We start from the raw sequence: 22,179 nt of genomic DNA, 5'->3' as shown, positions 1-22,179 counted from the left end.
AAAGGGGAGTTTTGTCAAGAATTGAGTTTCTCTCTCATGCCAGGCTTGAGCCGGCATCCATGCCTCCCTTTTTGGGACAGTATCGCTTTATCAAAGCTATACCTTCCTGAACCTCGATGTCCTCAAAACATAGAAATAGATTCCGACTCAAGGCCGGAATGAGAAAGAGTGATTAAAACCTTTGCAAATCTCCCCTTTTCCCGGCCGAAGAGCCGGCAACCCCCCATAACAAGCGAATTATTCAGGCAAGAGAGAGCTTACATCCTAAAGACACCAAACTTCATCTCTTCAATTGGCTTATTAAGGGAGGCTGCAAGGGACAATCCCAGAACACGGCGGGTGTCTTTCGGGTCAATAACACCATCGTCCCAAAGACGGGCAGAGGCATGGTAAGGAGAGCCTTCTTTTTCATATTTGGTTCGGATTGAGTTTTTAAATTTCTCTATATCTTCGGCTGGCCATGTTTCCCCCTTGTGAGAGAGGGCATCTTGTCGAATCAACGTAAGAACTGTTGCTGCTTGTTCTCCCCCCATAACAGAAATGCGAGAGTTGGGCCATGTCCACATAAACCGCGGACTATAGGCGCGCCCACACATGGCATAATTGCCGGCCCCAAAGCTGCCCCCAATAGTTACAGTAAATTTGGGTACATTGGCACAAGCAACAGCATGGACTAGTTTTGCGCCATCGCGTGCAATGCCGCCCGCTTCATACTTGCTACCGACCATGAAGCCGCTGATGTTTTGCAAGAATATTAAGGGAATTTTTCGCTGACAGCATAATTCAATAAAGTGAGCTCCTTTAAGGGCGCTTTCAGAGAATAAAATACCATTGTTGGCAATAAAGCCCACCGGGAAGCCGTAAAGACGGGCAAAGCCACAGACGAGCGTTGTGCCATAGAGCGGCTTAAATTCATCGAGCCGGCTGCCGTCCACAATATGGGCAATAACGTCACGAACATCATAAGGTTGCCGAGTATCGGTTGGGGTAATACCATAAATATCATCAGTATTGACCAAAGGCTCCTCAATAGGATCTTGACGCAACCAAGGGTTGTTTTTCGGGAGTGTTTCAACAATTTGACGCGCAATTTGGATGGCATGTTCATCATTATTAGCTAAATGGTCCACCACACCAGAGGTTCGGGCATGCAGATCCCCCCCGCCGAGCTCTTCAGCTGTAACTTCTTCTCCGGTCGCCGCCTTTACCAAGGGTGGGCCACCTAAAAAGATGGTACCCGTACCCTTGACAATAATGGATTGATCACACATGGCTGGAACATAGGCGCCTCCCGCTGTACAGGACCCCATAACAATGGCAATTTGAGGGATACCTTTAGCCGATAACTGGGCTTGATTATAGAAAATACGTCCGAAATGGTCGCGGTCAGGAAATACTTGATCTTGAAGCGGCAAGTATGCTCCTCCTGAATCGACCATATAAATGCAGGGGAGATTGTTTTCTAAGGCTATTTCTTGGGCGCGGAGGTGTTTTTTTACGGTTAGAGGATAATAGGTCCCCCCCTTAACGGTGGCATCATTAGCCACGACCATACATTCACGGCCATGAATGCGGCCAATTCCGGCAATAACGCCGGCGGCTGGTATCTCATCCTCATAAACATCGTGGCCGGCTAGAGCTCCCACTTCAAGGAAAGGACTGCCCTCATCTAAGAGGAGGTTAATCCGCTCACGGGCTAATAATTTATTGCGGCTCTTATGGCGCTTGCGCGCTGTCTCCCCACCGCCTTGATGAATTTTAGCAAGCGTTGCTTGCAACTCTTCGACAAGGGCGAGCATATGATCTTTATTGGTTGCAAACTCTGATGAATTGGCAACCTGTTGAGTTTTTAAAGGTGGCATTATGAATCCGGGGAAGAAGTTGACCTTAACTCGATTTTACAAAAACCACCCCCAACAATCAAAGATTCATTTCAGAAAACTGTTCAGGCATATGACTGTTGGTGATAATAAATGGATACTCTTCTAATAAGTCATCCATAAGTCCTGGACAGCCTGATAGATCAAGGCTTTCTAAGTGCTGACAAGGAGCCAAGGAAAGCAGTTTCATAATGCCTTCTTTATCCAATGGATTAAAAGATAAATCGAGATGGCGTAAGGCAGGTAAACCAACTCTTTTTAAGGCAGAGGGGATCATTTTGACGGTAATATTGCAGTTTCTCATCGATAAACGGGATAGATGAGGATATTTTAAACTTTCGAAGAGCACGCGCAATTCTTGTGAAGAATGGTCTGTCTTGTCCATAATGAGAGTTTCTAAAGCAAATTCTTTAGATTTTGTACTCTCTAAAGCATAGATTAAGTGTTCTGGATGTTTAATGCTGCTAATATTTAAGCTGATTAAGCCAGATCGGATGTAATCAACTAACTTATCGCGTATAAAAGAAGCAAATCCTTGTGTAAATTCCAGGGGGTTATAAGAGATATTGAGATGAGAAACTTTTTTAAAATCTAGAGTGGGTTCCAAGTCTAAGAAAACGCCACCCCCCATGTTACAGTTGATAATACTCAGGCGTGTTAAGTTTGGAAGAGGAGATTTGTTGTTAAAAAAAACGCGTTCTAGTTCTTCTAGGTACTTAAATATTCCATGTGTTTCAATAAGGTTACGGGCAGAAGACGCTGCGCCTCCTGACATCAATTGCACCAATACATCGGCGGAGGAACCTGGACTTTGAGAAGGGGGAGGCGGTGGAAATATTTGGCTATTTCTTATTTCCAGGCCAAAAATCCATTGAGTTAAATCTCCTAGGTCTTTCCATAGCGGCGTGGTAATTCCATCCAGAGAAACATTGACAGTGCAGCTAAGATCTTTAGCATGAGTTAGATAGGAGGATAAAGTTGTCATATTTTTCGAGGTAAAAATTTTTGCAACACTGCTATTCTTCTTAAATCGTCGATCAATTTCTTCTAGGCCGATAGGCTTAAAGCTTTGACATGCACAGCAGAAATTTATAACAGTTTCAGGATTCTCAAGGTGCTCTGCTATTAGTTTTACCACCTCAGTTGGTAGGTTTAATAAGAGAAGGGAATCACTCTCTTCTTTTTCGGAGGCAAACGTATTTAAGCAGGTTGCTAAAATAAAAAAGCTTACCCATTGATAGAATTTTAAATTAGCCATTATTATCCTCTTTTATCATTACTATAGGCTTTTATTTTCTTAAGCTATTAAACATAACACTAAAATTCTTGTTTTTCCAGGCATAGGAAGGGAGAATACATTTTTCTGCCGCGTCCTCTTTTTTCCCAGTCGCGCTATGCTTGTTCGGAAAAATTGCCTTTTCCCGGCCGCAGCTTTGCGGAGAGGCGGGAACTCAAACTGACAAACGATGACCTTTGGGAGCTCGAGACCCAGGGTCTGTCCTCATCTTGATTGGGGATCAATCGCTGGGATAAACTTATTGTTTATAGAGGCCCTCGTTTCAGGGAACTCTCACCATTTTTTCCCCGGCCGAAGAGCCGGGAGCTCGAGATAACAAGCGAATACTTCTATAACTCTGATTGCTCTCGGCCTGTTCTCAATTAGATTAGAGATCACATCCAGCGAGAAAATTTTCCAGAGATAAAATGCTGGTAGCAAATCTCAATACTGTCCATTTTTAATTAAATGTTGAAGAATATATGAGAGTAGACTGTTAAGCCTTAAATTAAGATGCTTTAAATTTGTAGGTTGATATTTATTCTTGAATGTAAATGGCAAGATAACTATTTATTTTTAAGTTAATATTCTATGAGGATTTAAAAAACTCACATCCGCAATAAGTTGAGTGTGGCACTTAGGAAAAACCCCGGTAAAAGCCGGGGCAAATTTTACTAGACGTCGATGGTGCCATGGCAATGTTTAAATTTCTTGCCCGACCCACACGGACACAAGGCATTGCGTTGAATGCGGCCAGGATTGTCAGAGGCGTCTTGAGCTTTACTACCTGTTTTATGAGGGCGGCGTGGCTTTTCTTTCATACTGACGATCTCGGCTTCTTGAACCGTTTCGGGGTCTTCCCAAGCCGGCGTTTGTTCCTCTAGGCGATCAAAATCCATATCTGGATTTAGAAGTTGAGACAAGATACTTGGATCTGGAACATCAATTTCAAAGTGTGCCAAAGCAGAGACCGTTTCTTCCCGAAGCACATCCAGCATATTTTGAAAGAGAACAAAAGCTTCGCGCTTATATTCATTCAATGGATTTCCCTGCGCATAGGCGCGTAAATTGATGCCTTGGCGCAGTTGATCCAAAGTGAGTAGGTGATCTTTCCAGCATTTGTCAAGGATACGCAAAACCATATTGGTTTCAGCTGTTCGCATCATCACATCGCCGTATTTTTCCTCTTTTGACTTCATGTGAGTTGTTGCAGCGTCTATAATGCGTTGAATAATTTCTGCGTCAGCAATTCCTTCTTCATTGGCCCAAGTTTTTGCATCAATGGTGATACCGAAAACACGATGGACTTCATTCTCAAGGCCTTCGATATCCCATTGTTCGATCAGGGAATCATGCGGGATGTGACGATGAACCAGGCTTTCAATCACATCAGAGCGCATATCCGTAATCATCTCAGAGATATCATTGCTTTGCATAAGGTCGCGACGTTGTTCATAAATAATTTTACGCTGATCATTCATGACGTCGTCATAGCGCAATAAATGCTTGCGAATATCAAAGTTGCGAGCTTCTACTTTCTGTTGTGCCCGTTCCAGCGCCTTGCTGATCCAAGCGTGGGAAATTGCTTCTCCTTCTTGAACGCCAAGCCGGCGCAGCATTGTATCAAGTCTATCGGATCCGAAAATACGCATGAGATCGTCTTGCAAGGAAATGTAAAATTTTGATTCTCCTGGATCCCCTTGGCGACCAGAACGACCGCGTAATTGGTTGTCGATACGGCGGCTTTCATGGCGCTCTGTTCCGATAACATACAACCCGCCAGCTGCCTTCACTTGCTCTTCCAACGCTTTGATTTCTGCGGTGGCACGCTCAATGGCCTTCTTGATGTCTTTTTCGTCGGTCAAGCCATGAATTTCTTTGGCAATGCGAGCCTCTAAGTTACCGCCCAACTTAATATCAGTCCCCCGACCAGCCATGTTGGTAGCAATGGTAATGGCACCTGGAGCACCGGCATCGGTGATAATGGCGGCTTCCTGTTCATGGTAGCGAGCATTCAACACTTGGTGCTTAATTTTTTCTGCTTGCAGCAATTTTGAAATCATTTCAGATTTCTCAATGCTGGTCGTTCCAACAAGAATAGGCTGTCCTTTTTTCTGGCATTCCTTAATCTGAGCAATCATTGCCCGGTATTTCTCATCCGCTGTGAGATACACCTCATCATCGTTATCTTTACGGGCAACCGGGCGATTTGTTGGAATATCAATAGTGTGTAGTTTGTATATTTCTTCAAATTCGTGTGCTTCAGTCATAGCTGTACCGGTCATCCCAGATAACTTAGGATACATACGGAAAAAGTTTTGATAGGTAATGGAAGCCAATGTCTGGTTTTCCATTTCAATTGTTACATTTTCTTTTGCTTCTAAGGCTTGATGCAGCCCTTCTGAATAGCGTCGCCCTTCCATCATACGGCCGGTAAATTCATCAATAATGATGACTTTATCATTCTTAACGATATAATCCACATCACGCGTAAACAAGATGTGAGCTTTAAGAGCTTGATTCACATGGTGTACGACACTGATGTTATGGATATCATAAAGGTTATCGCTTTGAATAATGTTGGCTTCGCGCAGCAATTCTTCAATGCGTTCAATACCACCTTCTGTTAAAGTGACCGTCCGCTGTTTTTCATCTTTTTCATAATGCTCAGGTGTTAATTTAGGAATCAGAACATTAATTGTTTTGTATAGTTCTGAAGAATCTTCGGCAGAGCCTGAAATAATAAGAGGTGTTCTTGCTTCATCAATCAAAATGCTGTCAACTTCGTCAACGATAGCATAGTTAAAAGGACGCATAACCATATCGCCAAAGCGGAATTTCATGTTATCCCGCAAATAGTCGAACCCAAATTCATGGTTCGTTCCATAAGTGACATCGCTGTTATAGGCCATGCGGCGTTGATCATCAGACATGCCATGAATAATGCAGCCAACACTAAGACCTAAATAATTATAAAGACGACCCATCCAACTTGAGTCGCGAGAGGCTAGGTAATCGTTAATCGTAACAAGATGAACACCTTTGCCGGTTAGGGCATTAAGGTAGACGGGAAGGGTGGCTACCAGTGTTTTACCTTCACCCGTCCGCATTTCTGAAATTATTCCATTGTGTAAGACGATGCCGCCGACAAGTTGAACATCAAAGGGGCGCATCCCAAGAATACGTTTAGAGGCTTCGCGGGCTGTTGCAAAGGCTTCGGGAAGAATATCGTCCAGTGTTTCACCTTTTGCTAAGCGATCTTTAAAAAGTTGTGTTTGTCCTTTAAGTTCTTCCTCGGACATGGCTTCATAAATTGGCTCTAGTTGATTGATTTTTTCAACAACCTTTAAATATTTTTTGACCATACGTTCATTGGCTGATCCAAAAAACTTGGTGAGTAAAGAAACTAACATTCACAAAACCTTTTTGTTGTGGCAGTCATAAATTAAACAGTAATTTGTTAAAATTTAAAACTGGCTCTTGCTTGACATATTGATTCTAGTGTAAATCTAAAATTAAAAAGACTCAACGATTAGCTTTGTCTTTTAACAATGAATAGCAATTTTTCGAAAGGAATGGAAATGTTTAAGTTTTCCCGCCTCGCAGCTTTGGCGCTTAGCTTGACGGTCGCATTGCCCGCGATGGCTGAAACAAAAGATTCAACAGTTGTTGCCAGAGTTGACATCGACGGAAAAAAGGTAGAAATTAATGTCGGTGAACTAAAGCGCCGTATGAAATCGCTCCCCCCTCAATTGCAAGGCGAGTCTCTCGATAAAATTTTTGATCCATTAGTTCAAAGCTCAGTTGACATGGCCATTATTACTCATTTGGCTAAAAAAGCTGGCCTTGACAAGGATGATGAAGTTAAGGCGCGTATTGCTGATTGCCAAGAAGCTATGTTGCAAAAGGCGTATCTAGACAAGCAAATTTCTCAACTTCAAACAGATGCAGAGCTTAAGAAAGCCTATGATGAATTAATTAAAGTTATGCCAGATATGGACGAAATTAGCTTTTATCAGGCAATTTTCCGCGATAAGAAAAAAGCTGAAGAGTTCATCAAGTCCGTTAAATCAAAAGGCGGAGATTTTGAGAAAGCTTTGAAAGAAGGTCAAGAAAAAGATCCAGAACTCAAGGGTGGAAAAGCTGATTTTGTTAAGATTCCTGAGCTCCCGCCTGCACTTGGTGTTGCGATGGAAAAGACCAAGGGTGGCGTGTTGATTGATAAGCCAGTTGAAGAAAAACTTGGATCTCAATCAGTATTTTTTGTTGCTAAGATTATTGAACGTCGTGCGGCCAAGAAGCCAACCTTTGAGGAAGCAAAATCAGACCTTAAGGGCCTTACTGTTCCAAAGTATGCTCAAGAAGTTATTGAAACAGCCCGTAAAGACTTCAAGATCGAAAAATTCGACTTGGAAGGTAAGCCTGTTGTTGAGAAGAAGGAAGGGGAGTCTACCTCTAAAGCAGCACCTACCGCTTAAATTTAGGCTGCACTGGAACTCAAAAAACCCTGGCTTTAGCTGGGGTTTTTTATTAAATTATTGAGTGTAAATGAACAGATTAACCATGACTTTATCAATTTTTAGGTACTGTCTAATTTCTTTACCCCATTCTTCTCTAATTGAAAGAATTCATTCATAAAGTTAAATTTTTAACAAAGTATTTGTTTTTGGGGGGTGATTCTGTACACTATCCATAAAAAGAGGTGTAGATCATGAATTTTCAAAGCGATAATACATCAATCGTGGCTCCCCAAGTCATTGAGGCAATTCTAAATGCGAACCATGAGTCTGTTCCCTCCTATGGTCATGATGCTGCGACCGAAGAGACGAAGCAAAAGTTTAATCAGATTTTTGAACGGGACGTTGATGTCTTTTTTACATCTACCGGAACGGCGGCGAATGGATTAGCTTTGGCCAGCCTTTGTCCGACTTATGGAGCGATTTTTGCCCACGAAGAGGCGCATATTATTACAGATGAAGCTAATGCTATTGAGGGGTTCACGGGCGGCGCAAAAATTATTCCTATAGCGGGAAAACAAGGGAAAATTGATCCCACTGGATTGGAGCAGCGTATTCAAGCTTGGAAAAATCACCGACCCCATGCCCCGCTGCCGGCAGTCTTATCTTTAACCCAGGTAACAGAGGCGGGGACAGTCTATACGATTGATGAAATTAAGGCTTTGTCAAAAATAGCGAAGGCAAATGGTCTGTATGTTCATATGGATGGAGCACGCTTTGCCAATGCCCTGGTGTCGTTAGGAGAGACACCGGCTGCTATGACATGGAAAGCCGGGGTGGATGCCTTATCCTTTGGCGGGACAAAAAATGGCGCAATGGCTGCCGAGGCTGTTGTGTTTTTTAATCGAGATTTATCTAAAAATGCCGATTATGTGCACAAACGAATGGGGCAACTCTTTTCAAAAATGCGGTTTTTTTCGTGCCAATTTCTGGCTTTATTTCAAGGAGATCTATGGTTACGTCATGCCTACAATGCCAATCAGATAGCCACTCAAGTAACCGAAATTCTGCAGCGATGTGAAGGTGTAAAATTACTTTACCCAATCGATGCAAACGAAGTTTTCGTCATAATGCCAGATAGTTTGGCGAATCACCTTCGGACTGAGGGAATTACTTTTTATGACTGGGGCTTGCCGGGAGAGAATCAATATCGGTTTGTCGTCAGCTTTAATACGCATTCTTCAGCCATAGAAAGCCTCAAGATTGCTTGTAAAGCAAATCTTGAGGCGGAATATTCTCTGAAAGCAATTTAGCGATATTGTCCCATTTCGACACGCGCAAAAGAGTCTGAACGGTGGTCATTGTCGTTTGGTGATCCATCCCAATGGAAAGTAATGGTGGCATTGCAAGCCGGGGTGTGCGTAACCTCAAAATTATAACGAGGGGCTTCACTGGGGGTGCCAATATTTTGCCATTTCGCTTCTGCAGAGGAAGTATAGTTGATGTTTTTAATGCAACGGCGATTACCTGTAATATCCCACGCCGGTTGATTGCCGCCCCAAGCTTGTATTTTTAATGTTGTAACCATGTCAGATTTTTCCGCTTGTGCTTGGGCTATACCTACGCTGGAAAACAACGCGACAGCAAGTAGTGTGAACTTTTTCATCCTGAACTCTCCACAAAAAATAGTACTTTATGTACGTTTATCCATCATCATTGAGAATGGATATATAACCTAATTATGGTAGCTAAGGTTTTGTAAATAAAATGTAAATTGTCTCGCAAATTTATTTTTAATCAGCAAATAATTAAATGAGATCCTGCAGAGAAAGTATTGACGTAAAATGATAGCAGGTAAAAAGAGGAATCTACGTCAAGTTGTCTTGCTTATTTTTTTCTTTATTAAAAAAGGCTGGCCATAAAAATTATGTCTAGCCCTTTAGTTTATTACTATCAAATCAAAATCGGCAAAGCTTAACCAACGGCTACTTGGGTGGGCGCTGAGACTAGCTGAAGCATGGGAACAGCTTCACAGAGATCCTTGTCACACATTGTTTTAATATCTTGAAACTGAGCCATTTCCTTTTTATTAAGGCGCACAGCCGGTAATTGTTTAATGGATAAGGGGTTCACCTGTTGACCATTAGAGATGACTTCATAATGTAAGTGGGGTCCGGTTGAGCGTCCGGTGGCTCCAACTGCGCCAATATTTTGACGTTGACGTACCTTTTGGCCAACCTTAACATTAATTTTACTAAGATGAGCATAAGCTGTCGAGTATTGGTTGTTGTGTTTGACGAGCACATAATTACCATAGGCACCATTCCAACCTGCTTTTAAAACAACGCCATCACCGGCAGAGGAAACTGGGGTGCCGGTCGGAGCGCCAAAGTCAATGCCTTTATGGAGCTTTGAGTAGCCCAATATAGGGTGCGTGCGTCGGCCAAAACGCGATGTAATCCGCATTTTTGTTGGGTCAAGAGGAGTTGCCAACAGGCTTTTAATGACACTTTCGCCTTTATCATTATAAAAACCAGATCCGCTGCTGGTTTTGAAGGCGTAAATTCTCTTCCAATTGCCTTGGGGCGCGAAGCCGGCAAATTTTAAATCGCCTGTTTTAATGACATTTCCATCTTCATCTTCAAAGACTTCGAATAAAATCTTGAATTCATCACCTGATTTGGGGTCATGTTGCCAGTTAATATCGTAACTAAGGGCTGAGATGGCTTCTTTAACGATGCTGGCCGGTACACCCTGCTTTAAGGCAGCGGAATAGAAACTAGAGTTTATATTGCCTTCCACTTTTCTGAGTGCCTTAATAAGTTTTAATTCAAATTTTTGAGCTATAAATTGGTCTTTTTCGTATTTTAGCTCAATTGAGTTACCGGCTGTCGTCTTGAAATTTAAAGACTTGAGTTGGGCTGACTTTTCTCCATTCCCCATCGTATATTCAATTGAAAGTTCTTGCCTTTCCTTTAAAGCGCGCGGATTATAAACTTTTTTTAGTTCAGAAATAGCATGTGTTGCATGCTTTCTGTCAAAACCAAGATTCGTAAAAATTGTCATCAAGGTTTCGTTTTTGTTGATTAAAATAGTTGCCTTTTTATCTTTTTGTTGCTCGACTCCTGTTGCCCCAATTGGCGTTGCTTGAAGAAACGACAGGCTGCCTGTGGTGGAATCAGCTTTTTTTTCTGAAACTCTTAATAGAGTACCATCTTTTTCTAGGATTAATGAGGAAGGTGATTCGGTGAGATAACTGTGAAGAGCAATGGAAGACGCAAGAACAACTGTAAATATACCAACTATATTTGATTTAGATAACCTTGGCAAATCGTTTCTCCCGTAAAAACCATGTCTAATATAAGTAAAATAAAAATTAACAAAGGATTAACAGTTTAAATACTGCCAGAGTACAAAAAAATTGTCAATCTATGTAGTAAAAAAGCTCAAAGTTCCAAGGTTAAAGCCAATTAACCACTGTTAATAAGTGGAAACAGGCAAAGTTAAGCCGATTCTCGGCTGGTGTTTGCATGGTGAATTATTTGGTTGATTGGTTCGGGTTTGCCAAATAAAAAGCCTTGTCCTATTTCTGCATTAATTTTTAATGCTCTATTAAAGTGAGTGTTATTTTCAATCCCTTCACAAACAATGGTCAGGTTAATTTCTTTGGCAAGACCAGCGATGGCATTAAGAATTAAGTTTGTATTAGGATGATCTGATTGCATCATTGTTTTGTCAATTTTGATTTCATCAACTTCTAATTCAACTAACGTACGCATGGAATTATAACCGGTCCCAAAATCATCCAACGAAATGCGAATCCCTTCCCGTCGTAAAATACTAAGGCTGCCCGCAATCGCATTATAGTTATCTATTTTTTTTGATTCTGTCAGTTCTAAAGTAATTAAATTTGTCGCTACATTATAGCGACGAAAGGTGGCAATAATCTGATTCGCAAAAGCTGGTGTCATGCTGATAGGAGAAACATTGATGGCGACCGGCAAGCTTGATTGACGCTGCGATAAGATACGTGCAACTTGGTCGGTTAGCCAAAATGTAAGAGGGGTAATTAAGTTTCTTTCTTCCGCAATCTCAATCCATTGATTAGCAGGGATTAAGCCACATGTGGGGTGATTCCACCTTAATAAAACTTCATGACCTATAATTTCGAATTTTTTTAGACACACTTTTGGTTGCAACGTAATTGCAAGCTGGTTTGTTAGAATGGCAATACGGAGATCTTGCGATGTGAAATGTGTCATCATTTTACTAACCAAATTTATTTCAATTTTTACCTAAGTGTCAGGTTTGTTATAAAACATCATAGATAATATTTTCAAGCAAAAAAATTATGATGCTCGCTTTTTAGAGGAGGTTATAAGGTGGAAGTAGCTATAGATTGGGGGTAACTTATTGATTATAAATTGTTTTTTGTCCTATGACCGTGATTTAAAGGCTAAATTTCACGCAGAATAAAGTTTTTTGTGAAAAATATCTTCCTTTTCTTCACAGATTATGGTATAAATAAACTTATCTTTTGGGGTGTAGCCAAGTGGTAAGGCAGCGGGTTTTGGTCCCGTCATTCCTGGGTTCGAATCCTAGCACCCCAGCCATTTCATTTCATCAGCTTTTATTTTCAATAAAATCCTAAATACCAGCAACTTTTCATCTGGTTAATGACACCATGTGGACTATGATATTAGATGTTTTATATAGCCAATCTCTTATAAAATGATCAATTTTATTGAGGATTGACGATATATTGTTCATAAGACGGGAGCGTCTATCATATAGTAGGGGATGAGCTTATTAAAACTTTAAGAATTTCCCTAAGGCACCCGTTAGTTTATTCTTTTTATCCCCCGCATTATTGCCAGCGTTAGCATTTCCGTTCCCATCATTGCTGCTTTGATCGTCGCCGTTTTGGTCTTCGTTTGCCGCATTACCACCTTGAGCTCCACCACCCTTTTTATGGGTAAACTTATTGATAAGGCCTTTCAGTCCGTCTGCGCCCCCTAAGCCTGCTAATAAATTATCCTTTTTTTGCTGGGGCTGGGCTTGTTGTTGGGGTGGGGGAGCCTGATTTTGCTGAGCTTGCTGTGGTGTATTAGTGACAGGGGCAGATTGGTTGTTTTGATCATCCTGCCCTGGTTGTGCCTCTTGATCATCTTGGTCGTCTGAATTATCATCATTGGCTGCGGCAGCAGTTGGTGCATTTTTACTGGGTTGAGTTGATGGCGTTATTGGGGCAGCTTTTTTAGAATTTTTTTTGGCAGGATGGGCCGTTGTCGCTTTATGGCTTTTTGTGAGACGAGATTTTTTCTTAGCTTTAACTTTCTTCTTGTGAACCTTTTTCTTTATTTTTGTTTTTTTAACGGGTTCTTCGCAATCTTCATCCGATGCACTTTCTTTATCTTCAACAATAGGAGGATATTTTCCTTTATATTCAGCTCCTTTATCGCGTCCCAGAGCTTTATTGCAAATCAATCCTCCGAGAGGGGCACTGCCTCGTACATCGTCACCTCCAAGCTGAAAGGTTGGTGAAGGGGGGATAATTGGGGGGGGTTGATTGTTCTCGTCAGCCGCAAGTTGACGTAAGGCAGCTGCTGGTGGATATCCGTTATATAGAAAATCTAAACAGGCCCGCGCTAGAACCTGGCGATCAATTTCTGGGATCATTTGTATGGAAGGAGGTGTGCAAAATGTATTAAAAAACAAACGCTTGTCATCTCGGAGAGCGTTGCGACCTTCGCGTAACTGAACCGCAATATGTTGAACAACACTTTCTGCGCTTTTTTGTTTGTCGGGCCGAGCATTATACACAAAAGTTTGAGGATTCATTTGATATCTTTTAGCGCCGTTATTGATACAATGAGATCCTCGAAACTCCCCCATATCACCACAAATTGTGGCGCAGACGGACAAAAAGTTCTTAGAGCTTTTGCAGCCTTCACCGAAATTTTTACGGCATATACCCCCTTCGCCACACATAGCCTGTTTATTACCTTCTAATAAGGTGTTTTGTAATTGATGTATATAATCTATACCTTTCAGCTTTTGTTGGTGTTTTACTTCTGGATGATTAGGATCATCCGAGGGAACGCTAGCATCATTTTGGGGAGCCTCGCCGGGCTGGGTGGGTTGGGACTCAGTTGATATCTCAGTTGTCCCATTTGGATTAGCATCCATGGATTGATCATCGGTGTCTTGGGATGCTTGCATTTGCGGAGAGTCAGGGGCTCCTGGACTATTTTGCATATCTGCGTTGGGATCGGGTTGGGAATCTTGAGATAGTTGATCCATGGCTTGGGGCCCCGCTGGCGGTTGGAGATTGTCCATTTCATCGGCTCCATTATCTCCACCACTATCTGCGCCGCCGGGGTTTGGTCCATTGGCGTCGCCGGCAGAACCATCATCATTACTGTCATTAGGATTTGCACCGTTATCATTACCTGCCATGGCTTGATCCTGATTGGGGGGCGCCCCAAATTGAGCAGCTTGCAGCTGAGATGTGCTCAATAATGATAGTATGATGAGTGCAAATACCTTTGTCATAGGCGTAATCCTTTTCCAGTCTCTACCTTAAGCTTAGCGGGAGTCTTCTTAAAGGAGTGTTAATTTAGTGAAAAATTTAAATAAGTTAAAGTGGAAGAGAAAACGGATTTTCCGAGACCATAATGGATCACCGTCTTCCTGGGGTGATGAGAAAGAAGAGTTGTGGTCTTTATCACGTTACTCTTAAAAATCCCAATTAAGTCGGAACATTGCTTGATGATTGCGTTGAGTTGAGCCTATTTCACCTTCATAGGGACACATCTTTCCGCAAAAATGCGGTTGTTCCCACGCTTGGATTGATTAAAAGGCGATGTCTTTTTTTGAAGTTTACTGTAAATTGCCCATCTTGGCCGACCAATGCTGCTGTAATTTTCTGCTTCTTATGGAGAGCTTAACGATAAGTGGCTGCTACTTGAGCAAAGCTGTAAATAGGCGTCTCTGTATCAAAATTCCAAAATTTAGACAATTGGATACCAGTTTTTCCTTGCAGGGTTTTGCTATGATGACCTTGGACAGCAAGGTTCTGAATACCCGCCCCGGTTTCTGTATAGCCCTTCTCATACATAACCAAGCTGCCCCCACTGATATAAGGTGTTAATGTTACGGACTGGGGTAAGGTAATATCTCGGCCAACTTCGACTATGCCACTGACATGGCTGCCAGAGTTTTTATGAGCGGCAACAGCTGGGATAAAGGTCATGATTCTTTCACTCTTTAAGCGGTGGTAGCCATAATAAGCTGTGCCATTGATATACCAATTGGGGCTTGGTTTCCATAATCCATACAAACCGCTTCGAGAGGAGTTAATACTCCCTTTTTCACCATTAAGTTTGGTTTTATATTGATTATACCCATGCCCAACAGTAATTCCTCCTTTAAACTTTGAGGTAACAGCATAGTCTAAACCGACATTGGTTTGATAGGTGCTACCGTCTAGGCCTTGTTTAGCGCCACCAGATGTATCAGCTAAAGCGTCCAGCGACCCCTTGAACCCAAAGGGTAACCTTGCCCATATTAAGTCGAGCCGACACGGGTAGGTGCTTGGGATCCGTGGCCGGAGCAATAGCAAAGGCAGTGGTTTTATGCTGCAGTTTAGAGGCAAAGAGTTGAGTAAAATCCTGTTTGAAAGAGGCTAGGTTAGTTACCAATCCAAGTCGTGTTTGTCCTGTGTTTTCAATTAATCTATCCATGCCCACCCAATTAAAGGCTGTGGTCATGTGTCCGAGCTCATTATGGCTAATCATATAGTAGCCCTAGGATTTTAAGCAGCTGGACTAAGCTCATTAAGAGCTTTGGTCAGTTGATCTGAAGGTAACTTGATAAGGGTCTCTCTCAGAGACGTTGGTGCATGCGTGTTAAGGTATCGGGCAACTATGTTGGCATTACCAGAAACGGTAGATTCTGGAATGACGGGCGATTTAATGGTTAGTCGGACATTACCACCCGCCCCATAGCTATAATTCACTTTATAGCTGAGGGAAGCTCCTGTTACTGAAACTGAGTTGAATGCTGTATTCGCCGGAATGAACCCTTGGAGCACTGTATAGGTGTTTCCCACCGTATAAGTCCCTGCTTCTGCGGTGATGAGGAGGGTTGCCGGGGTGAGGGATGTTGACGCATTCACGGTAAGGTACTCTGATGAATCATTGAGGGCAATTTTAGCAACATAAGTAGCGCCGGGCTCAAATGTTGCTGAGTTTATTGACCCTGTTCCACTTAAGGAGGCCCCATTCTGGATGGTAACGTCAGAGTTGCCAAGGGAACCGGTGACAGCTAGTTCGCCGGCAACAACTATTGTGGTACCTGAGAAGGTGTTGCTGTTGCCTGTGAGAGTAAGCTTTCCACTGCCTTGTTTAGTAACACTGCCATTCCCAGAGATGGTACCTGCGTAAGTAACGGAATTGCTGCGATTGAAAACCAAACGCCCTCCAATTATTAACTACATTACCGTTTAAATTTCCTGTAGTACCACCTGTGCCAATGTTAATAAGGCTGGTTGTTCCTGTATTAATAAGATTACCACTGTTGTTGAAAGAGCCAGTATTACTTAAAGTACTGTTATTGTTAAAGATACCATCATTATTAAATGTACCTCTATTAAGGAAAGTGTGGTTGTTAGTCAGCGCTCCTGTATTCCTATTATTTATAACGGCACCTCCATTGCTGGTGAAATAGCCATTATTGTTAGCTAGGATGCCTTCATTTTCTAGAATGCCATCATTGTTCAAATTTCCCTGTGTAGAACTGTCGCCATTAAACCATTTTCCTTTATTCGTTGTGGTAACTCTCCAGTGCTGTTAGTTATCGACATCAAATTATTCAGGGTTTCATGGTTGTTTAAGGTGGCCCCAGTGGTATTGGTCATTAGGTAATTGTTGTTCAAAGTTCCATGGTTGTCTAAGATACCACTGTTCTCTAACGTATAGCTATTCGTCAGGGTGCCATGGTTGTCGAGAGAGCCGCTATTATTTAAGGTGTAGCTATTTGTCAGGGTCCCGCTGTTTTGTAGGGAGCCAATGTTTTGCAACGCGCCACTGTCATGGTTCAGGATGGCATCCGCGCTGTTATAACCAACATACCACTATTCTCCAAACTACTAAAAGTATTGGTGAGGGTCCCATTGTTATTGAATGTAGCTCCACTATTATTGTATAGGGTCGTACTGTTCGTATTGTTCATGGCCCCATTATTGTTCCATGTTGCGCCATTCTCGTTGTAAACAGTAGTGCTGCTGTTATTTAGGGTGCCATTGTTATTCACTATGGCGCTACTGTTGTTATACAAAGCATTGGTATCGTTACTCATGCTATTATTGTTATTCAATACAGCACCCGGCTTATTGATTACAAAACTGAAAGCGTTACTTACTATGGTACCATCGTTGTCCAAGGTACTAAAGTTGTTGAGCAATCCTGGGTTGATTAGCATGCCTCCAGATTCTATTGTTCCTCCATCATAGTCTCCTGAAATATTTTGAGTATCGCCGCTTGGTATATTGATAGTGGCGGCTTCGATAATAGAGGTAGAAAGCAGAAATAATGTCGTTACTAAGGTGTAAGAATAATAGGTGCTCTTTTTCTTAAGATGGCCACTCTGTAAAGGAAAATCATGACATGGATTAATTTGATCCGAAGAATATATAAAATTTGATTTCTCATAAAAATCTAAAGTCGAAAAAAGAAGCTCTTATTTTTAAAAATAAAACGTCTATTTGGAGTGATTAATTTTCAGTAAAAATAGTATTGAAGTGTAAAATACAGGGGCAGCAAGAAGTAAAAATTGATGCCTCGCATTAGAGTTAGGATGACTGTTTCATTTGGATCACTTCATTTTAAAAAGCCGTATCATTTTAATATTAGGCGGTCATCGTCTTTATAGAATCAGTCATTATTCTTGGCGATAGACTTGAAGGGGCCAGGTCGCAGCGAGATCTGTCTAATGGCGATCTCTTTGCTCAGAAAAAGCCTATTCACACAATTTCTTGGCAACATCAAAGGCAAAATAAGTCAAAATCCCCTTCGTACCGGCCCGTTTAAAGGCAATTAGCGATTCTAAGATGGCTCGATCACCATCCATCCAGCCATTTTGTATGGCAGCTTGAAGCATCGCATATTCCCCACTTACTTGATAGGCCAGCGTTGGAATATTAAATTGAGTCGATGCGCGTTGAATAATATCTAAATAAGGCATGCCGGGTTTAACAATGATCATATCTGCCCCTTCTTGGATATCCTGGGCAATTTCTCGCATAGCTTCATCACTGTTGGCAGGATTTAGTTGATAACTTTTCTTATCCTTTAAGTTCCCGAGGGGGGCGTTCCCACCGCTTGTCTAAATGGTCCGTAAAAGCTTGAGGCATATTTGGCTGCATAACTGATTAAAAGGCGTTCCTTGTGACCATGATCGTCCAAATAGTCGCGAATGGCTGCGATTCTACCGTCCATCATGTCCGATGGCGCAAGGGCATCAGCGCCGGCTTGGGCTTGGATATAGGCCTGCTGTTCTAAAACTTCAATGGTTGCATCATTATCAAGGACGCCATTAATAATAATGCCGTCATGTCCATGATCTGTATAAGGATCAAGAGCCACATCGGTAATAACCCCAATATTGAGGTTTAATGATTTAATGGCTTGCACTGCCCGACAAATAAGATTGTCAGGATTAAGGGCTTCACTGCCATCGGCGCTGCGTAAGTCGGGGGGTGTTGTGGGAAAGAGAGCAATGGCTGGTATACCCACGTCTGCTGCTTGTGGGGCCGCCTCGCTCAACTCATCGATTGTTAAACGGTTGACGCCGGGCATACTGGGAATTAAAGGTGAAGTTTCTGCGTCACGAACAAAAATCGGCCAAATTAAATCGCTTGGTGTTAAATCATTTTCTGAACATAAATCACGGATCCATGCCGATTGGCGTAAGCGTCGCAAGCGTGTGGTCGGATATGTTCCCCAAATCATAAATTCATCCTTTTGTTTTTAGTTAACTCTGGTTAAGCTAATATTATAGACTTTTCTATAATCATGCACCATGGATTTTTATCTCAATTCAGAACACGCACAAATCAAAGCAATGGCAGAATCCTTTGCGCGGGAGCATCTCCAGCCTTATGCGGCAGACTGGGATCATAAAGAAATATTTCCCGTGGATACCATGCGTCAAGCTGCTTCTCTTGGATTTGCTGGACTTTTTATTAGGGAAGCGTTTGGCGGATGCAATCTAAACCGATTCCACGGCGCCTTGATTTTCGAAGCGTTGGCTCAGGGATGTGTTGCCACCTCTGCTTATTTATCAATCCATAATATGGTTGGGGGAATGATTCAGCGCTTTGGTACAGCCGACCAACATCAAGCCTGGCTGCCAAAACTGTCTTCCTTTGATTGGCTGTCCAGTTATTGTTTGACAGAGCCAAGCAGTGGATCCGATGCGGCCTCTTTAAAGACAAAAGCCATAAGGCAAGGGGATCATTACATTTTAAATGGGGCAAAAGCCTTTATTTCAGGCGGGGGAGTGAGTGACCTTTATCTTGTTATGGTGCGTACAGGGGAAGAGGGGCCAAAAGGAATTTCGGCCGTTATTGTTGAAAAAGGAACGCCAGGGTTAAGTTTTGGCAAACTAGAAGAAAAAATGGGCTGGCGCTCTCAGCCAACGTGCGTGGTTAATTTTGACAATTGCCGAATTCCTGTGGCAAACCGCCTTGGTGATGAAGGCGATGGCTTTAAAATCGCGATGATGGGCCTTGATGGAGGGCGTATTAATATTGCAGCCTGTTCTTTAGGCGGAGCCCAATATGGTTTGGATTTAGCAAAGTCATATATTAAGGAACGTCAGCAGTTTGGTCGATTTTTATCGGATTTTCAGGCATTGCAGTTTAAGGTCGCCGATATGGAAACAGAATTGTCAGCGGCCCGACTCATGGTGTATAGGGCAGGGTTTATGTTGAGCCAAGGCGATCCAGAGGCTACGCTTTATTGTGCCATGGCAAAACGATTTGCGACTGATGTTGGATTTAAGGTGGTTAATGAGGCGCTGCAACTCCATGGGGGCTATGGCTACATTAAGGACTATCAGATCGAACGGTTAGTCCGGGATCTGCGCGTCCATCAAATCCTTGAGGGAACAAATGAGATTATGCGGGTTATTATTGCCCGTAAAGTATTGAGTTAAACAGGGGAGTAACACATGGTAGCCGCGGTCGCAATGGAAACGCCAGAAGCAGAGGTTCTTTTTTCAAAAATTGGTCATGCTGGAATTATAACGCTCAATCGACCCAAAGCACTCAATTCGTTGAATTTAGATATGATCCGCGCCATGATGAAAACGTTAAAGCAATGGGAGCAAGATGATCAGATTGCGTGCGTTATTATTGAGGGCGGCGGCGATAAAGCTTTTTGTGCCGGTGGCGATATTCGGTCAGTCTATTTGGCAAAGCTAGAAGATCGGCGCGATTATCAAGATGCAATTTTTCGCGAAGAATATGAGCTAAACTACTATATCAGTAAGTACACCAAACCCTACATTTCCCTCATTAATGGTATTTGTATGGGGGGTGGTTTAGGGATAAGTGTGCATGGATCTCACCGTATTGTGACAGAGCGAACCGTCATGGCGATGCCAGAGACCGCGATTGGCTTTTTCCCGGATGTGGGGGCGAGTTATTTCCTCAATAAATGTCCTGGCAGACTTGGGATGTTTATGGCGATTACGGGGGAGAAGATTAAAGGAGCAGACGCTCTGTATTGTGGTCTTGCCACTCACTATGTTCCTTCCGAAAAGATGGGGCAGTTACGCGAGGCGTTGACCCAGACGTCATCGGCAAAGCAAGTGAACGAGGCTATGGCGCGATTTAACACGGATGCTCCCGCTTCTGAACTGGCTCAATATCAGTCTTTAATTGATGAAATTTTTACGGGTAAAACAGTACCAGAAATTTTGGACAAACTGTATGAAGTCAAGCATCCAAAAGCTTATGAATGGGTGCGCAATCTTACAAAGAAATCGCCTTTGAGTATGGCTATTGCCTTTACGTTGTTGAAGCGGACCCGGGGAATGTCTTTAAAACGATGTTTGCCGATAGAGTTCCGACTCAGTCAGCGATTTGTTGAGCATTATGATTTTTTTGAAGGTATTCGAGCCTTATTGGTTGATAAGGATAATGAACCCAAATGGCAGCCAAATCATATTAGCAAAGTGAAGCTTGACACAGTTCGATCCTACTTTAAGGATTTGGGGCTTAAAGAACTAAAATTGGTATAAGGAGTGACGATGCACGCTCAATTTCTGCGAGATTTTATGACTGAAAAAGTTCCTGTTACCTCGGCGATGGATATTGATGTTGTCGATTCTTCCGAAAAAGGGGTGACGTTGAAGGCCTCAATCGCTGCCAACATTAAGGATAAAGGTGTTGCCTTTGGCGGCAGCTTGTTTAGTGTCGCCTCTTTATGCAGCTGGGCTGTGGTGGATTTTATCTTGAAACAACATCAACTTGCGGCCAATATTTTTGTTCATACCAGCCAGTCAAAATTTTCGGCTCCTGTCATTTCGGATTTTACAGTGTTTTGTCCTACCCCAACAGAAGAAGAAATTGCTGTTTTCCTAGGGGCGTTTAATCGGAAAGGACGGGCTCGGTTAACGCTGGCGGCGACCATTTATGAAGGGGAAGTGCTGGCGTTTGAGTCAACCTCTGATTTTGTTGCGGTGAGAAAGTAAAACCGTTTTCGTAAAAGTTCATTAACCTTTCTAAAGAGGGAGTAGTCATGGCAGAGCCACATATCTTAGTCAATAAAGATGGTCCCATTCTAACCATTCGGATCAATCGACCGGATAAAAAGAATGCAATTACCAATGAGATGTATGATGCTCTGGTCGGGGCGCTTACTCTTGCTACGAACGATAGTCACATCATTGCTGTTAAACTTGAGGGTACTGGCGATTGTTTTACAGCCGGAAATGATCTCGCAGATTTTTTGTCGATGGAAGAGATATCGATGAATGCATCTGCACCAAGGTTTTTAAAAGCTTTAGCGTCATTTCCCAAAATACTAATTGCGGTTGTTCAGGGGGTGGCTGTGGGAATTGGGACAACGATGTTATTGCATGGCGATTTTGTCGTGGCGACAACGGATGCGCGTTTTCAACTGCCGTTTATTAACCTTGCTCTTGTGCCTGAGGCGGCGAGTTCACTCCTTTTGCCGGCTCGGATTGGTTATCTTCGTGCTGCTGAACTTTTATTATTAGGAGAGTCATTCACAGCAGAGACAGCTCTCTATCTCGGACTTGTCAACCGTGTGGTGGATCCGACAGAGTTAGAGGCTTGTAGTCTTGGCATCCTTAAACAGTTGTTGGGCAAGGATCCATCAGCCCTTTTTGAAACCAAGCGCTTATTAAAATTACAGTCAATAGAGGTGGACGGACGTATGGCGGAAGAGTTCAAAGCATTTGGAGCGCGTCTGGCTTCACCTGCTTTTAAAACTATGGCTGAGGCCTTTTTTCAATCCAAACGAACCTGATTTTA

Annotated in this window: 18 protein-coding genes, 1 tRNA gene and 1 pseudogene; 7 read left to right on the top strand and 13 right to left on the bottom strand. The window is 42.6% G+C overall.

Annotated features, from left to right (window positions below; translation table 11 throughout):
- Positions 1-257 precede the first annotated feature (257 nt).
- From ID47_RS07505 to secA, 3 genes are all read right to left on the bottom strand, one after another.
- Positions 258-1,862, bottom strand: coding sequence for a carboxyl transferase domain-containing protein (locus ID47_RS07505; protein WP_038465279.1), 1,605 nt, complete (start codon positions 1,860-1,862; stop codon positions 258-260).
- Positions 1,863-1,920: 58 nt separating this feature from the next.
- Positions 1,921-3,138 (bottom strand): leucine-rich repeat domain-containing protein, encoded by a 1,218-nt coding sequence (locus tag ID47_RS07500; protein ID WP_038465277.1) that lies wholly within the window; start codon positions 3,136-3,138, stop codon positions 1,921-1,923.
- 692 nt (positions 3,139-3,830) lie between these two features.
- Positions 3,831-6,569, bottom strand: a complete 2,739-nt coding sequence (gene secA / locus ID47_RS07495) for a preprotein translocase subunit SecA (RefSeq protein ID WP_038465275.1) — start codon at positions 6,567-6,569, stop codon at positions 3,831-3,833.
- A gap of 168 nt (positions 6,570-6,737) precedes the next feature.
- Here secA and ID47_RS07490 point away from each other — a divergent pair, with 168 nt between their 5' ends.
- Both ID47_RS07490 and ID47_RS07485 read left to right on the top strand, forming a co-directional pair.
- Positions 6,738-7,634 (top strand): peptidylprolyl isomerase, encoded by an 897-nt coding sequence (locus ID47_RS07490; protein WP_038465273.1) that lies wholly within the window; start codon positions 6,738-6,740, stop codon positions 7,632-7,634.
- 233 nt (positions 7,635-7,867) lie between these two features.
- A complete protein-coding gene (locus ID47_RS07485; protein ID WP_038465271.1) occupies positions 7,868-8,926 on the top strand; it encodes a threonine aldolase family protein in 1,059 nt (352 codons plus the stop codon).
- Here ID47_RS07485 and ID47_RS07480 read toward each other — a convergent pair.
- The 3 genes from ID47_RS07480 to ID47_RS07470 all read right to left on the bottom strand — a co-directional run bounded on the left by ID47_RS07480 (position 8,923) and on the right by ID47_RS07470 (position 11,878).
- A complete protein-coding gene (locus ID47_RS07480; protein ID WP_038465269.1) occupies positions 8,923-9,279 on the bottom strand; it encodes a hypothetical protein in 357 nt (118 codons plus the stop codon). The genes ID47_RS07485 and ID47_RS07480 overlap by 4 nt on opposite strands.
- Positions 9,280-9,587: 308 nt before the next feature.
- A complete protein-coding gene (locus ID47_RS07475; protein ID WP_051908752.1) occupies positions 9,588-10,943 on the bottom strand; it encodes a M23 family metallopeptidase in 1,356 nt (451 codons plus the stop codon).
- 173 nt (positions 10,944-11,116) lie between these two features.
- On the bottom strand, positions 11,117-11,878 hold the full coding sequence (locus tag ID47_RS07470; protein WP_038465267.1) for an EAL domain-containing protein: 762 nt from the start codon (positions 11,876-11,878) through the stop codon (positions 11,117-11,119).
- 273 nt (positions 11,879-12,151) lie between these two features.
- On the opposite strand from ID47_RS07470, the gene ID47_RS07465 reads away from it, so the two are divergent.
- Positions 12,152-12,226, top strand: a tRNA-Gln gene (locus tag ID47_RS07465).
- 196 nt (positions 12,227-12,422) lie between these two features.
- On the opposite strand, the gene ID47_RS07460 is transcribed toward ID47_RS07465, so the two are convergent.
- The 7 genes and pseudogenes from ID47_RS07460 to hemB form a co-directional block, all read right to left on the bottom strand.
- A complete protein-coding gene (locus ID47_RS07460; protein WP_038465265.1) occupies positions 12,423-14,168 on the bottom strand; it encodes a hypothetical protein in 1,746 nt (581 codons plus the stop codon).
- 391 nt (positions 14,169-14,559) lie between these two features.
- Complete coding sequence (locus ID47_RS12440; RefSeq protein ID WP_198022267.1) at positions 14,560-15,231, bottom strand: autotransporter outer membrane beta-barrel domain-containing protein; 672 nt, start codon at positions 15,229-15,231, stop codon at positions 14,560-14,562.
- Positions 15,131-15,412 carry a hypothetical protein gene (locus tag ID47_RS13280; RefSeq protein ID WP_038465261.1) on the bottom strand — a complete coding sequence of 94 codons (282 nt, stop codon included), beginning with the start codon at positions 15,410-15,412 and terminating at the stop codon, positions 15,131-15,133. The genes ID47_RS12440 and ID47_RS13280 overlap by 101 nt, the downstream gene beginning before the upstream one ends.
- Positions 15,413-15,429: 17 nt before the next feature.
- Complete coding sequence (locus ID47_RS07445) at positions 15,430-16,089, bottom strand: autotransporter-associated beta strand repeat-containing protein (protein WP_038465260.1); 660 nt, start codon at positions 16,087-16,089, stop codon at positions 15,430-15,432.
- Positions 16,090-16,392: 303 nt separating this feature from the next.
- Positions 16,393-16,695, bottom strand: coding sequence for a hypothetical protein (locus ID47_RS12965; protein ID WP_156956703.1), 303 nt, complete (start codon positions 16,693-16,695; stop codon positions 16,393-16,395).
- 17 nt (positions 16,696-16,712) lie between these two features.
- Positions 16,713-16,973 carry a hypothetical protein gene (locus ID47_RS07440; RefSeq protein ID WP_156956702.1) on the bottom strand — a complete coding sequence of 87 codons (261 nt, stop codon included), beginning with the start codon at positions 16,971-16,973 and terminating at the stop codon, positions 16,713-16,715.
- A 660-nt stretch (positions 16,974-17,633) separates the two neighbouring features.
- A pseudogene (gene hemB / locus ID47_RS07435) lies at positions 17,634-18,625 on the bottom strand (porphobilinogen synthase).
- Between the two features lie 70 nt (positions 18,626-18,695).
- Here hemB and ID47_RS07430 point away from each other — a divergent pair.
- Genes ID47_RS07430 through ID47_RS07415 form a run of 4 tightly spaced genes read left to right on the top strand, consistent with a single transcriptional unit; the run spans position 18,696 to position 22,174 of the window.
- On the top strand, positions 18,696-19,832 hold the full coding sequence (locus tag ID47_RS07430) for an acyl-CoA dehydrogenase family protein (protein WP_038465256.1): 1,137 nt from the start codon (positions 18,696-18,698) through the stop codon (positions 19,830-19,832).
- Between the two features lie 15 nt (positions 19,833-19,847).
- A complete protein-coding gene (locus ID47_RS07425; protein WP_051908751.1) occupies positions 19,848-20,921 on the top strand; it encodes an enoyl-CoA hydratase/isomerase family protein in 1,074 nt (357 codons plus the stop codon).
- Between the two features lie 9 nt (positions 20,922-20,930).
- The gene (locus ID47_RS07420; protein ID WP_038465254.1) at positions 20,931-21,374 is read left to right on the top strand and encodes a YiiD C-terminal domain-containing protein; all 444 of its coding nucleotides are present in this window, start codon (positions 20,931-20,933) and stop codon (positions 21,372-21,374) included.
- A 47-nt stretch (positions 21,375-21,421) separates the two neighbouring features.
- Entirely contained in the window at positions 21,422-22,174 is a 753-nt protein-coding gene (locus ID47_RS07415; protein ID WP_038465252.1) for an enoyl-CoA hydratase-related protein, read from the top strand.
- Positions 22,175-22,179: the final 5 nt, after the last annotated feature.

The organism is Candidatus Paracaedibacter acanthamoebae, assembly GCF_000742835.1.
Classification (GTDB): domain Bacteria; phylum Pseudomonadota; class Alphaproteobacteria; order Paracaedibacterales; family Paracaedibacteraceae; genus Paracaedibacter; species Paracaedibacter acanthamoebae.
The sequence above is the reverse complement of the archived record's forward strand: the minus strand, read 5'-3'. Positions and strand labels throughout refer to the sequence as shown.